Source organism: Methylobacterium sp. Leaf102 (assembly GCF_001422425.1).
GTDB lineage: Bacteria > Pseudomonadota > Alphaproteobacteria > Rhizobiales > Beijerinckiaceae > Methylobacterium.
The window spans coordinates 36,183-49,590 of the sequence record NZ_LMMX01000003.1 but is presented as its reverse complement, the minus strand read 5'-3'; the positions used below and the strand labels follow the sequence as shown (position 1 = coordinate 49,590).

Here is a 13,408-nt window from a genome sequence, read left to right as displayed (position 1 = left end):
ACTCTCTAAGCCCCCATCATCATGTGGACCGCAGACATCCCGTTCGTCGATCCCGTCGCGGCGGCAGAAGCCCTGGCGCACCTGCCGGGGCTCGCCTTCCTCGACAGCGCCATGCATCACCCGACCCTTGGCCGGACCTCGACCCTGGCGGCGGACCCGTTCGCCCGGTTCCGGTATCGCGACGGTCAGGCCACCCTGGACGGCGCGCCCGTGCCCGGCACCGGCCTCGACGCCCTGCGCGCCTGCCTCGCCCCCTATCGGATCGACCCGGAGCCAGGCGAGCCGGGCTTCACCGGCGGGGCCATCGGCTACTTCGCCTACGATCTCGGCGGACGCCTGGAGCAGGTGGCGGCCCCGGCCCGGCGCGCGGGCCTGTGCGACGACATCGCCTTCAACCTCTACGACACGGTGCTCACCATCGACCACGAGAGCGGCACCTGCCGGCTCATGGCCACGGGCTTTCCCGAGCGAGACCCCGCCGCCCGGCAGGCCCGGGCGCAGGCGCGCCTCGCCCTGTTCGCGCATTACCTCTCCGGCGCCCGTCCGACGCCCGAGCCGGCGGCGCAGGGTCCCCTGGTCTGGCACTCCAACTTCACGAAGGGCGCCTACGAGGCCGCGGTGGAGCGGGTGCGGGACTACATCCGCGCCGGAGACATCTATCAGGCCAACATCGCCCAGCGCTTCGAGGCCAGCCTGCCGGCGGGCTTCGATGCGCTCGGTCTCTACCGCCGCCTGCGCGCCACCAACCCGGCGACCTTCGGCGCCTATCTCGCCTTCGAGACCCTGCGCGTCGCCTCGAGCAGCCCCGAGCGCTTCCTCAAGCTCTCGGGGCGGGACATCGAGACCCGCCCGATCAAGGGCACGGTGCGCCGCGTCGCCGACCTGGCGGAGGATGCGCGCCTGGGGGCCGCGCTCCAGGCCGACCCCAAGGAGCGCGCCGAGAACATCATGATCGTCGACCTCCTGCGCAACGACCTCTCGCGCATCTGCGAACCGCACAGCGTGCGGGTGCCGGTCCTGTGCGGGCTCGAATCCTACGCCTCCGTCCACCATCTCGTGTCCGTGGTCACCGGAACCCTGAAGGACGGGATGGACGCCATCGACCTGATCCAGGCGACCTTCCCCGGCGGCTCCATCACCGGAGCACCGAAGCTGCGCGCCATGGACATCATCACCGAGATCGAGGGCGACGCCCGCGAACTCTATTGCGGCGCCATCGGGGCCCTGGGCTTCGACGGTAGCCTCGACACCTCCATCGCCATCCGCACGGTGGTGATGGAGGGCCACACGGCCGTGCTTCAGGCGGGCGGCGGCGTCACCCTGCTGTCCGACCCGGGCCGCGAATACGAGGAGACCCTGACCAAGGCCGCGCGGGTGTTCCAGGCGTTCGAGCCGGACGGGGAGAGCGCGCCGTGATCCTCGTCATCGACAATTACGATTCCTTCGTCTTCAACGTGGTGCGGTACTTCGAGGAACTCGGACAGACCGTGCGGGTGGTGCGCAACGACGCCGTCGATGTCGCCGGCATCCGGGCGCTCGCCCCCGAGGCGATCGTGATCTCGCCCGGCCCCTGCACGCCCGCCGAGGCCGGCATCTCGCTCCCCGCCATCCGCGAGCTGTCCGGCGCGATCCCCCTGCTCGGCGTCTGCCTCGGCCACCAGGCCATCGGGGCGGCCTTCGGCGGTCGCGTCGAACGGGCAGGCCGGCCGCTCCATGGCCAGGCGACCCCCATCACCCACAGGGGGCAAGGCCTGTTCGCCGCCCTGCCGAGCCCGATGCAGGTGGGACGCTACCATTCCCTCATCGTCACGCCGGAGCCCGGCATGGAAAGGTCGCTCACCGTGGACGCCGTCTCGGCCGAGGGCGAGGTGATGGCCCTGTCCCACACGCAGCATCCGACCTGGGGCATCCAGTTCCACCCGGAATCCGTGCTGACCGAGCACGGCCACGCCCTGTTCGGCAACTTTTTGGAGTTGGCCCGCGCCTGGCGCGCGGGGGAGGGGCAGGAGCGGGTGCGGTCCCATGCCGTGGTTTGACGGCGCCCTCATTGCGGGGCCGACGGCCCAGTTCGACCTCGCCGACCGGGGCCTGACCCTGGGCGACGGGGTGTTCGACACGGCGCTCGCCCGCGACGGCCGCATCGTGTTCGAGGCCGCGCATGTCGCGCGTCTGGCCGCCGCCACGCGGGCCCTCGGGTTCTTCGTCGACCCGGCGCGCATCACGCAAGCCATGCGGGCCGTGGCCGACGGGGCAGGGGAGCTGGCGGCGATCCGCACTACCGTGACCCGGGGCGCGGGACCGCGCGGCCTCGCGCCCCCGGCCGAGCCGCGCCCGGTCCTGTGGGCGAGCGCGGCGCCGCTCCCGCCCGCCCTGCCCTTCGCCTCCCTGACGCTGCATCCCACGGACATCCGCCGCAACGACACCTCGCCGGCCGCGCGCTGGAAGACGCTCAGCTACCTCGACGCCGTGCTGGCGGCGGGGGAGGCGCAGGCGGCCGGGTTCGACGAGGCCCTGTTCTGCAACACCCACGGGCGCGTCGCCTGCGCCGGCACCGGCAACCTGTTCGCGGTGTTCGGCACCCGCCTCGTCACCCCGCCCCTGTCGGAGGGCGTGCTCGCCGGCATCGTCCGCGCCGAACTTTTAGGATTGGCCCCGGGCCTCGGGCTCGTGGTCGAGGAGCGGCCCCTCGAACTCCCGGACTTCCTCGGCGCCGAGGCGGTGTTCCTCACCAATTCCCTGCGCGGGCTGGCCCCCGTGCGGGCCGTCGGCGCGACGGCGTTTGCCGAGCATCCGGCCGTCACGGCCTTGAGCGAGGCCCTGCGCGCGGCCATGCAAGCGTGACCGGGCCGCGCGATCACCGCTGGTGGCTGCGCCTCGCCCTGATGGCGGCCTACGGCTTCATCGGGATCGTGCATCTCGCCGCCCCCGACGCGTTCCTGCCGATCATGCCGGACTGGGTGCCGGCCCCGCGCCGCGTGGTGATCCTCACGGGCCTCTGCGAACTCGCCGGCGTCGCCGGCCTGATCTGGCCGCCGACCCGGCGCTGGGCCGGCATCGGGCTCGCCCTCTACGCCGTCTGCGTGTTCCCGGCCAACATCAAGCACGCGGTGGAGGGCATCCCCGTCGCCGGCCTGCCTGATTCGTGGTGGTATCACGGGCCGCGCCTCGCGTTTCAGCCGGTCTTCGTCTGGTGGGCCCTCTACGCCACCCACGTGATCAACTGGCCCCGCCGGACCAGGTGAGGGCAGGGCGTCCGTGTCCGGGATTCCGAAGGGGTCACCCCTTCGGCGGGTGTCGGGCAGAGCCCGACGAAGGCCTCCAGGGCTCCGCCCTGGACCCGCGAAGGGCTAGCCCTTCGAACCCTGACTTCTCACCTCTTCTCGGCTCGCTTCACCGCCGTCCAGGCGGCCTCCATGGTGTCTAGGGACGCGTCGCCCAGCGTATTCCCGTCGGCCGTGAGGCGGGCCGCCATGGCGGTGAAGCGCCGCTCGAACTTCGTATTCCCCGAGCGTAGGGAATATTCCGGATCGATCCCGAGATGGCGGGCGAGGTTGGCCACCGAGAACAGCAGATCGCCGACCTCCTCGATCACATCCGCCGGGGTGCCGTTGAGCATGGCGTCGGCGACCTCGTCGGTCTCCTCGCGGACCTTGGCGACGACGTCGGCCGGGTCCGACCAGTCGAAGCCGTAGGTCGCCGCCCGGGCCGAGAGTTTTTCCGCGCGGCTGAGGGCGGGCAGGGCGCGGGCGATGCCGTCGAGGGGACCCGGGTCGCGCGTCGGCCGCCCCGCCCGCTCGGCCGCCTTGATCGCCGCCCATTGCCGCTCCACCGCCGCCGGATCGCGCAAGGATGAGTCCGCCGGTACCGGGCCGCCATCGGGGGCGAACACGTGCGGGTGGCGCCGGACCATCTTGGCGACGATGGCGTCCACCACGTCCGCGAAGGTGAAGCGCCCCGCCTCCTCGGCGATCCGGGCGTGGAACACGACCTGGAGCAGCAGGTCGCCGAGCTCGTCGCGCAGATCCGCCGCGTCGTCCCGTTCGACGGCGTCCACGACCTCGTGGGCCTCCTCCACGGCGTAGGGTGCGATGGAGGCGTGCGTCTGGGCGAGGTCCCAGGGGCAACCCGTCTCCGGGTCGCGCAGGGCCGCCATCAGGGTCAGGAGCGCGTCGATGGTCAAGGGAGACTCCGGGACGTTTGCGGCGAGGGCGAAGGAACCCATAGCCGATCCGGCCGGGGAGGGGTGAGGCTGGGGACAGATCCGGGACAGGCGGTGTGCATCCCTTCAAAAGTCCCCCAAAAACCCCCTTTGCCCGGCGTGTTCGTTAAACCGAACGGCGCCCGATCCCCTTAGGAAAGGTATCAGTAAGAGATTCTCAGAGAGTCAGTTATGCAGGTTATATGGAGAGTCGAAAACCTGCATGCGCGGAAGGGGTTGAGCCCTGTTCGCGTATCGAACTCTGCGTGGTTTCGTATCGAACTCTGCGCCGGTCCGTATCGAACTCTGCGTGGGAAACGGGGGTGGGCGTATGGGATTCGGCGCATCCGCGTATTGGGTTCGGCGTGGAAACCGGATCCGGCCGGTGAACTCCGGGGATAGTTCGAAAACCGACCCCGTATCGAACTCTGCGTGCCGCCCTCGCCCGGTCCGGACGCGCGACCCGCAGGATCGAATTCACGAGTCCCGACCGGTGGATAGCCGGGATGACGCCGTCCGCCCGTGAGACTCCCGTGCCCCGGATCGGGCATGGTCCCGTCCTCATGGCGCCGCATCGGCGCGGACGGCACGGGTTCGGGATCGCGGCTTTTGGGGATCGAGGACACATTGGCGGGCATCCGCGACGCCGATCTCCTGGCCGAGGTCGAGGTGGCGCGTGGCGGCTTCCTGTTCGCCACCATCGCGGAGACCATCTTGCACCGGCAGCGGGCGCGGGACGCCGAGGCCGCCGCCCGCGGGGCCGTCGCCGGGCGGCGGCAGGCCATGGCGCGCGACCAGCGCCGGCGCGACGCCGTGCGCGAGGTCATCGAGAACGAGCCCACGGGGCCCGAGAACCTCCAGCACATCCACTCGGTGCTGGCGCTCTGCGGCCTGCCCTACCGGGACCCCGGCGACGCCCGCGAATTCTTCCGGGAATACGGCAAGAATTCCCTCAGTCTCCTGGCCGGACGCCTGAAGAACCCCGCCACCGGCGAGATGGAGTTCCAGGGCCTGCCCTACGGCCCCAAGGCTCGCCTCGTGCTCCTGCACCTCTGCACCGAGGCCGTGCGCCAGCGAAGCCCCACCATCGCGGTGGCCGACAGCCTGTCGGGCTTCATGAAGGAGATGGGATTCGCCGTCACCGGCGGCGAGCGCGGCACCATCCGGCAGTTCAAGGAGCAGCTGGCGCGGCTCGCCGCCTGCACCCTGCAGATCGGCCTGTGGGACGGGGCCGGCAGCGCCAGCACCCTCAACGTCCCGCCGTTCCGCCAGCTCGACCTGTGGCTGCCGCAGGGCGCCGACGGGGTGGTCTGGCAGAAAAGCGTCCAGTTCCACCAGGATTTCTACGACAATCTGATCCAGCACGCCCTGCCGGTGGACATCCGCGCGGCTCGGGCGTTCTCGGGCTCCGCGCGCAAGCTCGATCTGCTGTTCTGGGTCGGCTACCGCCTGCGCGCGCTCCAGCGTCCCCTCCGGCTCACCTGGGACAACCTGCACAGGCAGTTCGGCGCCGACAATGCCAGCATCCGCAGCTTCCGGCAGGCCTTCAAGGCGGATCTCGCCCATCTGCAGGAGGTGTTCCCGAAGCTGCCGATCCGGCTGGACGACAACGGCATGCTGCTCCAGCTGGCCGATGCCGGCGCCCTGCTGATTCCGCCGCGGGCCGGCAAGCCGGCCCGGAAGGCCGTCGCGGCCTGACGCGTCGGTGATGGAAGGCAGGGAATAATACGCATTCTCTTGTCTCCATGGAATATTCTGATAATCCTACGGGCAGGGATTAATTAGAATATTCCATGGAGTGGCGATGTTTCCGAACGAGGCCGAGATCGAAGCCGCTCTGGCTGTCCTGCGTCGACAGCGCGACGCCCTCGACCGGCAGATCGCCGACCATGCCCTCTACCTCGAACTCGGCCGCCGCCTCGGTGCGGCCTCCCGCCCATCTCCGGCGCCGACGGCCGAACCCGAGGCACGCCCGGGCGAGGACATCGCCGCCGCCCGCCGCCACGGGCGCGCCCTGGTGGCCGCCGCCCTCGACATCCTGCACGAGGCCGGGCGCCCGCTGCATGCCGGCGAGATCCTGCCCGGCCTGACGGCGCGCGGCTTCGACCTGCCCGGCCACGATCCGGTGGCCGCCCTCAACACCCGCCTGTGGAAGCGCTCCGGCCCCGGTGGCCCCCTGCGGCGCCTCGGTGACGCGGTCTACGCACCCTCGGAGGAGGAGGCCGATCGGGCGTGAGCCTTCCGGTCCGGGATCCCGAAGGGGTCACCCCTTCGGCGGGTGTCGGGCAGAGCCCGACGCAGAACCCAGGGCCGGTCTTTGTAAATTCTTGCCTGGACCCGCGAAGGGCTCGACCCTTCGAACCCGGACATCAGTCCGGCAGGGCGAACACCGTGAGCTGGCCCCCCAGCGCCGTGTAGTTCGCGAGCGCCGCGTAGCCGCCCACGGCGCCGGCGCCGTCGTTGGGGTCCGTGAGACCGGCGGCCAGCCCGATGCCGGCCCAGCCGCCGATCCCTGAGAGCACCGCCACGTATTGCCGGCCCCTGTGGGTGTAGGTGGTCACGTTGCCGACGATGCCCGACGGGGTCTTGAACCGGTAGCGTTCCCGGCCGGTCCGGGCATCGACGGCCTTGAGATGGCCTTCGAGGGTTCCGTAGAACACCACGTCCCCGGCGGTGGCGAGGACGCCCGACCACACGGAGAACGGCTCGGGGATCGACCAGGCGATCCGTCCGCGCACCCCGTCCCAGGCCGTGAGGCTGCCGGTGTGGCCGTCGCCCGGCGGCGGCTGCAGGCTCAGGGTGGCGCCGACATAGGGCAGGCCGGGCGTGTAGGTCACCCGGAACGGCTCGTAGGTCATGCAGATGTGGTTGGTCGGCACGTAGAACAGGCGCGTCCGGGGCGAGTAGGCCGCCGGCTGCTGGTTCTTGGCGCCGATGGCGCCGGGGCAGATGCCCGGGGTGGTCTCGTCTTCGCCGGTCCGCTCGGGGGCGTAGCGCGGATCGAGGACGGGCCGGCCGTAGGTTTTCGAGGCCCGGTCGAGGTCGATGTGCGTGGCCCAGTTCACCGCCGGATCGAACTTCTCCGCCACCAGGAGTTCGCCCGTGGCGCGGTCCAGGGTGTAGGCGAAGCCGTTGCGGTCGAAATGGGTGAGCAGCGTCCGCATGCGGCCGTCCATCGCCTGGTCGGTCAGGATCATCTCGTTGACGCCGTCGTAGTCCCACTGGTCGTGGGGCGTCATCTGGTAGAGCCAGCGCGCCCGGCCCGTATCCGGATCGCGGGCGACGATGGACTGCGCCCAGCGGTTGTCGCCGGGGCGCTGGCCGGGGTTCCAGGTCGAGGGATTGCCGGTGCCGTAATACATGAGGTTCAGGGCGGCATCGTAGGCGTACCAGCCCCAGGTGCAGCCGCCGCCGGTCTTCCACTGGTCGCCCTCCCACGAGGCCAGGGAGGAATCCCGGCCGATGGGCCGGCCCAGCACGGTGGTGGTTTCGGGATCGACGCGCATGTCGGCGTCCGTGCCCATGGAGTAAGCCCGCCAGAGGCGCCGGCCCGTCTTCGCGTCGTAGGCGGTGAGGTGGCAGCGCACGCCGAACTCGCCGCCCGAAAGGCCGACGAGGATCTTGTCCTTCACCGGCAGGACCGTGGCGGTGTTGGTCTCGCCCCGGGCCGGATCGCCGTTGCGGACCGCCCAATTCACCCGGCCGGTCGCGGCGTCGAGGGACACCAGCGTGGTGTCGGCCTGGTGCAGCAGAATCGCCCCATCCGCGTAGGCCAGACCCCGATTGACCGTGTCGCAGCACAGCATCGCGACGACGGACGCATCCTGCTTGGGCTCGTACTTCCAGAGGATGCGGCCGTCGTGGTCGAGGTCCAGGGCATAGACGATGTTGGGGAACGGCGTGTGGACGTACATCACCGCACCGACCACCAGCGGGGCGCCTTCGTGCCCACGCAACACGCCCGTCGAGAAGGTCCAGGCGACCTGGAGGCGGGCGACGTTCTCGGCCGTGATCCCGTCGAGGGGCGAATAGCGGGTGTTGGCCGCGTCCACGGTCTGGAGCATCGGCCCGCCCGTCGCGTCCTGGGCCGGCTCCTGGGCTCCCGCGGGGAGGGTGGCTCCGGCCAGGGCGGCAAGACCAAAAAGACCAAGACCAAGAAGACCAAGACCAAGACCAAGACCGGGACAGGGCGGTAGCGCGCGACGCATGGGATCCCCTCGGGTGTGGTTCGGGGAGGTCTAGGCGATTTCAACCCTCACGGCTCATGCGCGAAGGGACGCGGGCGGAGAGCCCGCCCGCGTCCTCGATCGGGAGCCGAATCAGTAGAACGGCCCGTAGACGGGGCGGGGGCCGTAGAACGGGCGCGGTGGTCCGTAGGCGTAGCCCGGCCCGTAGAAGCGCCGCGGGCCGTAGAACGGACGCGGTCCGTAGCCGTAGCCCCGGTAGATCGGCCGGCACCGTCCCCAGCGATTGGGCGCCCAACCGGGGCCGCAACCGAAGGCGACGGTCTGCACCGTGGCATCCGTGGGGGAACCGGCAAACGGGGCCGCGAGGGTGCCGGCGGGAGCCGGGGGCAGCGGAGCGGCATGGGCGGCCGAGGCGAGGCCGACACCGCAGGCGACGGCGAGGGCCGCGACGAGCGCGTTCACAGACATGGAACAGACCCTTCTGCTGTTGTGAGGGCGATCCGGCCGCGAGGACCGGATCGCCAACCAAAATGCCCCCGCCCGGCTGAACGCTCGCTGACATGATCTGGGCGCGATTGTGATCCCCGGCTCAGCGCAGGAGGGGAAAATATGCCCGCACCGCCCGCTCGCTGCCCGCCTGCGACAGGTGGCCGGTGTCGAGGAACAGGTCGGTGCCGTCCGCGCGGTAGCGGCACAGGGGGCCGTCGCAGAAGGTCGGCAGGGGGTCGGCGAAGCGGGCCTTCGCCGACAGACGTCGGATCGCCGGATCGCCCCGGTGGGCGAACCACGCCGCCGAGCCGTCGACCCGGGTGCCGGCGCCGCGCGCGCCCAGCACGCCCACGTCGAACGCGAACAGCGGCGAGGGGCCGATCACCGAGACGGCGACCCCCGCCGCCGTGAGACGCGCGATGGTGTCGGGCAGGTTGGCCAGCGTCCGGGCGGGCAGGAGGTCCCAGCGGGCGGCCAGCACCACGCTGTCGATGCCGTAGGCGCGGATGATCTCGAAGACGTGGGCGTTGAAGTCCCGGCAGCCGGGTTTGGCCCGCGAGGCGTAGGCGAGGAGCGGCGGGCAGCCGGCGAAGGTGTATTGGAGGATGGCGTGGCTCAGGGTGGGGGCGTTGCGCACGAGGCCGGGCACGTAATGGGCCGCGTAGGAATCGCCCCACAGAAGGGCGGTGGCGGGCGCGTCCCGGGCCAGCAGACACTCGGCTCCCGCCCAGTCCGCGACGCGCTGGTTCTCGAGAAAGCAGCGCCCGCCCTTCCAGCCCGCCCGCTCGAGGGCCGCGAGGGCGCCCGGCCGAATGTCGGGAAAGCGCGCGGGAAAGCCCTCCGCGAGGGTGCCGGCGAGGCCGAGGGCCGCGAGGACCGTCAGGGCAGCGGCCGTGGCGGCGAAGAGCGGACGATGACCGTCCCGTGTCCCGGTGGATCGCCCATACCGGAACGGCGTCTCGATCCAGCGCCAGGCGGCGTAGGCGAAGACGAGGCAGGCCGCGACGACGGCACAGATCTCCCACCCGGCCGGCTCGCGCAGCAGGGCATAGCGAGCGAACACCACCACGGGCCAATGCACCATGTAGAGGGCGTAGGACATCCGCCCGAGGCCGGCGCAGGGCGGCGCCGACAGGACCCGGCCGATGGCGGTCGGGCCATTCCCGGCGGCGATGAGGAGGGCTGCTCCGAGGCACGGCGCCAGGGCGTTCAGGCCGGGAAACGGTGTCGCCTCGTCGTAGGCCAGGACCGCGGTGGCGACGAGACCGAGGCCGCCCGTCGCCATGGCCTCGCGCAGGGCGCGCGGCGGCGTCCAGTCGGCCGCGAAGGCCAGGAGGGCACCGACGAGGAGTTCCCAGGCGCGGGTGGGCAGGAGGTAGAAGTTGGCGCCGGGCGCGCTGTTCGTCAGGACGATGCCGAGGGCGAGGGAGGCCAGCAGGGCCGCGAGAAGAGCCGCCGCCGCGACCCGCCGCGAGCGGGCGAGGAGCAGCGGCAAGGCGATGGGCACCACGAGGTAGAACTGCTCCTCGACGGAGAGCGACCAGGTGTGCAGCAAGGGCCGGGTCTGCGCCTCGAGGTCGAAGTAACCGGTGGTCTTCCAGAAGAACACGTTGGCGGCGAAGGCCGCGGCCGCCACGACGCTGCGGGCGTAATCGTCCATGGCGCCGGGAGGCAGATAGAGCAGGGCGAGGGCGTAGGTGGCCAGAATCGTCGCCACCAGCATCGGCAGGATGCGGCGGATGCGGCGCTCGTAGAACCGGACGAGGGAGAACCGGCCCGCCGCCACGTCGGCGAGGATGCCCCGGGTGATCACGTAGCCCGAGATCACGAAGAACACGTCGACGCCAACGAACCCGCCGGACAGGCCCGGCACGCCGGCATGGAAGAACAGCACCACAAGGACGGCCACCGCGCGCAGGCCGTCGATGTCCGGGCGATAGGCCATGTGCAGGGGCGCCGAGGGCGGACCGGCCGCGAGGGTGAGCGAATGGGCCTGCGGAGGGAGCTGCGACATGCCGGTTCGTCAGGCCGAGGGCAGGGGCGCCGCCTCGCGCGCGGGCGCGCGGGGCCGAAGGAGGCGCTGGCGCGCCGGTTCCTCGATCGCCAGGTGCACGGCGCTCGCGGCGGCGAGCGACAGGAGCGTCGCGAGCGCGACGGTGAGCCAGGGCGTGCCGGCGAGGCGGCCGGCGAGGACGGTCCGGTCGAGGCTCGACACGAAGGCGTAGGCGGGCACGTGCAGGAGGTAGAGGGCGAAGGAGATGCGGCCGAGGAAGACGAACCACCCGGCCGTGAGCGGGCCGGAGCGGACCTGGGCGCCGGCCAGGATCACCGGTGCCCAGACCACGGCGGTGAGCCCGTTGTGCATGAGCGGCTCGGGGATCGTCTCGACCCCCGCGACGAGAGCCAGGGCCGCCGCTCCCGCCCAGGTGAGGAGCACCCCGAGGGGCAGGCGGACCCGCCGCCACAGGACGAACAGGAGCAGGCCGGCCACGAATTCCGGCAGGCGCAGCAGGGGATTGTACTTGATCGCCTGCGCCAGGAGGGTCGCCGCGTCCGTGGTCGGCGCGATGAGGGAGAGGCCGGGGGCGAAGCGGTTCCAGGCCAGGATCGCGAGGGCGACGGACGCGGCCCAGGCCGCGAGGGTGACGAGCGCCGTCGGGCCCGGCCGCCTGAGGGCGAGCGGCAGGAGGAGGGGGAACAGGGCGTAGAAGAACAGCTCCGCCGAGACCGACCAGCTCGGACAGTCGAGGGAGCAGGCCGCGCCCGGCACCCAGGCGTGGAGGCCGAGCGGCGCCAGCACCGCGCCGGAGGCCATCAGGGTCTGGAGCGGGGGCACGACCTTCGCCGTCCAGACGACGAACCACGGCAAGCCGATGGCGAGGGCCAGGAGGTAGACGGGATAGACCCGTGCCACCCGCGCGCGCAGGAAGCGCAGGCGCGCGGCGCGCGGCGACAGGTCCACCCGCTGATAGTTGTAGGCCAGGATGAAGCCCGACAGCAGGAAGAAGAACGTCACGCCCGAGTAACCGAGGAAGACCGCATCGGGCATCGCCGCACGGCCTGCCTCGTAGCCGGCGAAGTGGAAGGCGAGGACGTAGGCCGCCGCCACGAAGCGCAGGGAGGTCAGCGCCGGCAGGGGCTCCACCGCCGGATGGGGGCCCGCGGGGTCGGCCTGGTCCGCGCGCGGCGTCATGCCCGGTCCCCTTCCGCCCGGTCCCCACCCGCGACCACCCGGGTCCGCGCCAGGTAGCGCAGGCCCAGCACCGACACCACGAGGAGGAAATAGAGCCCGTTGGTGGCCTGGTAGAACACCGATTCGAACACCGCCACGAGGATGATGAACAGCCACAGGCGCAGGAACAGCATCGTCAGGGGGTCGATGGAGCGGCCCCCGGCCCGGGCCTGGAGGTCGCTCACGGGCGCCCAGACGAGCCACCACAGGGTGAGGGCGAGGCCGACGAGGCCGGATTCGAGGGCGGTGTTGAGATAGCCGTTGTGCGCGTCCGTGGCCCGGTTGACCCAGGTCGCCGCGTCGGCGCCGCCGCCGTAGAACACGCTCTCCCAGAACGCGCCGTAGCCGTAGCCGGCGATGGGACGCCTGGCGATGTTGTCGGCGGCGAACTCCCAGATCTCCGTGCGGCCGGTGAAGGTCGGGTCGCCGGCCAGACGCGCCACCAGGGCGCCGATCTCCGGCACCAGGACCGACCCCACCGTCACCGTCAGGAGGAGGGCGAGGGGCGCGAGCAGCACGAGGCGCCGCCAGACGGTCGCCCCGGACCACGTGCAGAACCAGGTGAGGGCGAGCACCGCGGGCGTGATGGCGACGGAGGTCTTGGCGTTCGTGAACACGAGGAACAGGGCGGCGGCGCCCGCGAGCAGGAAGCCGAGGATGCGCTGCCCCGTCCCCGCCCAGAACAGGCCGACGAACACGAACGCCCCCATGGCGGCGCCCGCCGCATTCTTGTGCGCGTAGACCCCGCGCCAGCTGCCGGCGTGCTCGGGCTCGATGAGGTCGAAGGCCGTGTGCATGGCGCGCTCGGGCACGAGCACGAGGCCGAGATAGCTGATGCCCACGATTCCCAGCACCGTGGCGCCCAGCACCGTGGCGAACTGGCGCGCGTCGCGCGCCGCCACGAGAAGCGACACCGCCGCCGCGGTGACGATCACGAGGGAGACCAGGCGGCGGGCCGAGACCAGGGGCTCGATGGACAGCACCGTCGATACGGCGAGCCAGGCGAGCATCAGCAGGATCGGCAGGCTGGCCAGCGGCCGTAGGGCGGCGGCGCCCCGGGCGAAGAGAATCGTGCCGGCGAGGCCGCCCATGATCAGGAACAGGATCTGGTTGCCGAGGTTGCCGCCCGCCCCCGAGGCCGCGTTCTCGGGCGCGGTGCCGTCGTGGAACGGGTTGGCGCCCACCAGCATCACGAGGAGGATCGCCACCATGGCGGTGACGCGCAGGGCGTCGGGACCCAGCGCACGGGCGGACACCTGTCGCGCGGGGTCGGCGACTCCCGTGGTCATCGGCTGCAACTCC

General features: G+C 71.6%; 12 protein-coding genes. 6 read left to right on the top strand and 6 right to left on the bottom strand.

The genetic code is table 11. From position 1 onward, the window contains the following. Positions 1-21 precede the first annotated feature (21 nt). From pabB to ASF27_RS04905, 4 genes are read left to right on the top strand one after another with little or no spacing between them, the layout of a single operon-like run. Positions 22-1,416, top strand: coding sequence for an aminodeoxychorismate synthase component I (pabB, locus tag ASF27_RS04920; protein WP_056358193.1), 1,395 nt, complete (start codon positions 22-24; stop codon positions 1,414-1,416). Further along, complete coding sequence (locus ASF27_RS04915) at positions 1,413-2,036, top strand: aminodeoxychorismate/anthranilate synthase component II (RefSeq protein WP_056303666.1); 624 nt, start codon at positions 1,413-1,415, stop codon at positions 2,034-2,036. Before pabB ends, ASF27_RS04915 begins: the two co-directional genes overlap by 4 nt. After that, positions 2,023-2,841, top strand: a complete 819-nt coding sequence (locus ASF27_RS04910; protein WP_056358190.1) for an aminotransferase class IV — start codon at positions 2,023-2,025, stop codon at positions 2,839-2,841. Before ASF27_RS04915 ends, ASF27_RS04910 begins: the two co-directional genes overlap by 14 nt. A gap of 41 nt (positions 2,842-2,882) precedes the next feature. Continuing rightward, positions 2,883-3,242 (top strand): DoxX family protein, encoded by a 360-nt coding sequence (locus tag ASF27_RS04905; RefSeq protein ID WP_056358297.1) that lies wholly within the window; start codon positions 2,883-2,885, stop codon positions 3,240-3,242. 128 nt (positions 3,243-3,370) lie between these two features. Here the strand turns inward: ASF27_RS04905 and mazG are convergent, their stop codons facing one another. Then, a complete protein-coding gene (mazG, locus tag ASF27_RS04900) occupies positions 3,371-4,222 on the bottom strand; it encodes a nucleoside triphosphate pyrophosphohydrolase (protein ID WP_056358186.1) in 852 nt (283 codons plus the stop codon). Between the two features lie 525 nt (positions 4,223-4,747). On the opposite strand from mazG, the gene ASF27_RS04895 reads away from it, so the two are divergent. Further along, the gene (locus ASF27_RS04895) at positions 4,748-5,896 is read left to right on the top strand and encodes a replication protein RepA (protein WP_056358183.1); all 1,149 of its coding nucleotides are present in this window, start codon (positions 4,748-4,750) and stop codon (positions 5,894-5,896) included. Between the two features lie 106 nt (positions 5,897-6,002). Next, on the top strand, positions 6,003-6,434 hold the full coding sequence (locus ASF27_RS04890) for a hypothetical protein (protein ID WP_056263923.1): 432 nt from the start codon (positions 6,003-6,005) through the stop codon (positions 6,432-6,434). Between the two features lie 133 nt (positions 6,435-6,567). Here the strand turns inward: ASF27_RS04890 and ASF27_RS04885 are convergent, their stop codons facing one another. The 5 genes from ASF27_RS04885 to ASF27_RS04865 all read right to left on the bottom strand — a co-directional run bounded on the left by ASF27_RS04885 (position 6,568) and on the right by ASF27_RS04865 (position 13,395). Then, positions 6,568-8,406 carry a methanol/ethanol family PQQ-dependent dehydrogenase gene (locus ASF27_RS04885; protein WP_082478827.1) on the bottom strand — a complete coding sequence of 613 codons (1,839 nt, stop codon included), beginning with the start codon at positions 8,404-8,406 and terminating at the stop codon, positions 6,568-6,570. Positions 8,407-8,517: 111 nt separating this feature from the next. Next, on the bottom strand, positions 8,518-8,853 hold the full coding sequence (locus tag ASF27_RS04880; RefSeq protein ID WP_056168026.1) for a hypothetical protein: 336 nt from the start codon (positions 8,851-8,853) through the stop codon (positions 8,518-8,520). Between the two features lie 121 nt (positions 8,854-8,974). Next, positions 8,975-10,888, bottom strand: a complete 1,914-nt coding sequence (locus ASF27_RS04875) for an acyltransferase family protein (protein WP_082478826.1) — start codon at positions 10,886-10,888, stop codon at positions 8,975-8,977. Between the two features lie 9 nt (positions 10,889-10,897). Next, positions 10,898-12,067: an acyltransferase gene (locus tag ASF27_RS04870; protein WP_056168028.1), complete on the bottom strand. Its 1,170-nt coding sequence runs from the start codon at positions 12,065-12,067 to the stop codon at positions 10,898-10,900. Beyond that, positions 12,064-13,395, bottom strand: a complete 1,332-nt coding sequence (locus tag ASF27_RS04865) for an O-antigen ligase (RefSeq protein WP_056263929.1) — start codon at positions 13,393-13,395, stop codon at positions 12,064-12,066. The genes ASF27_RS04870 and ASF27_RS04865 overlap by 4 nt, the downstream gene beginning before the upstream one ends. Positions 13,396-13,408: the final 13 nt, after the last annotated feature.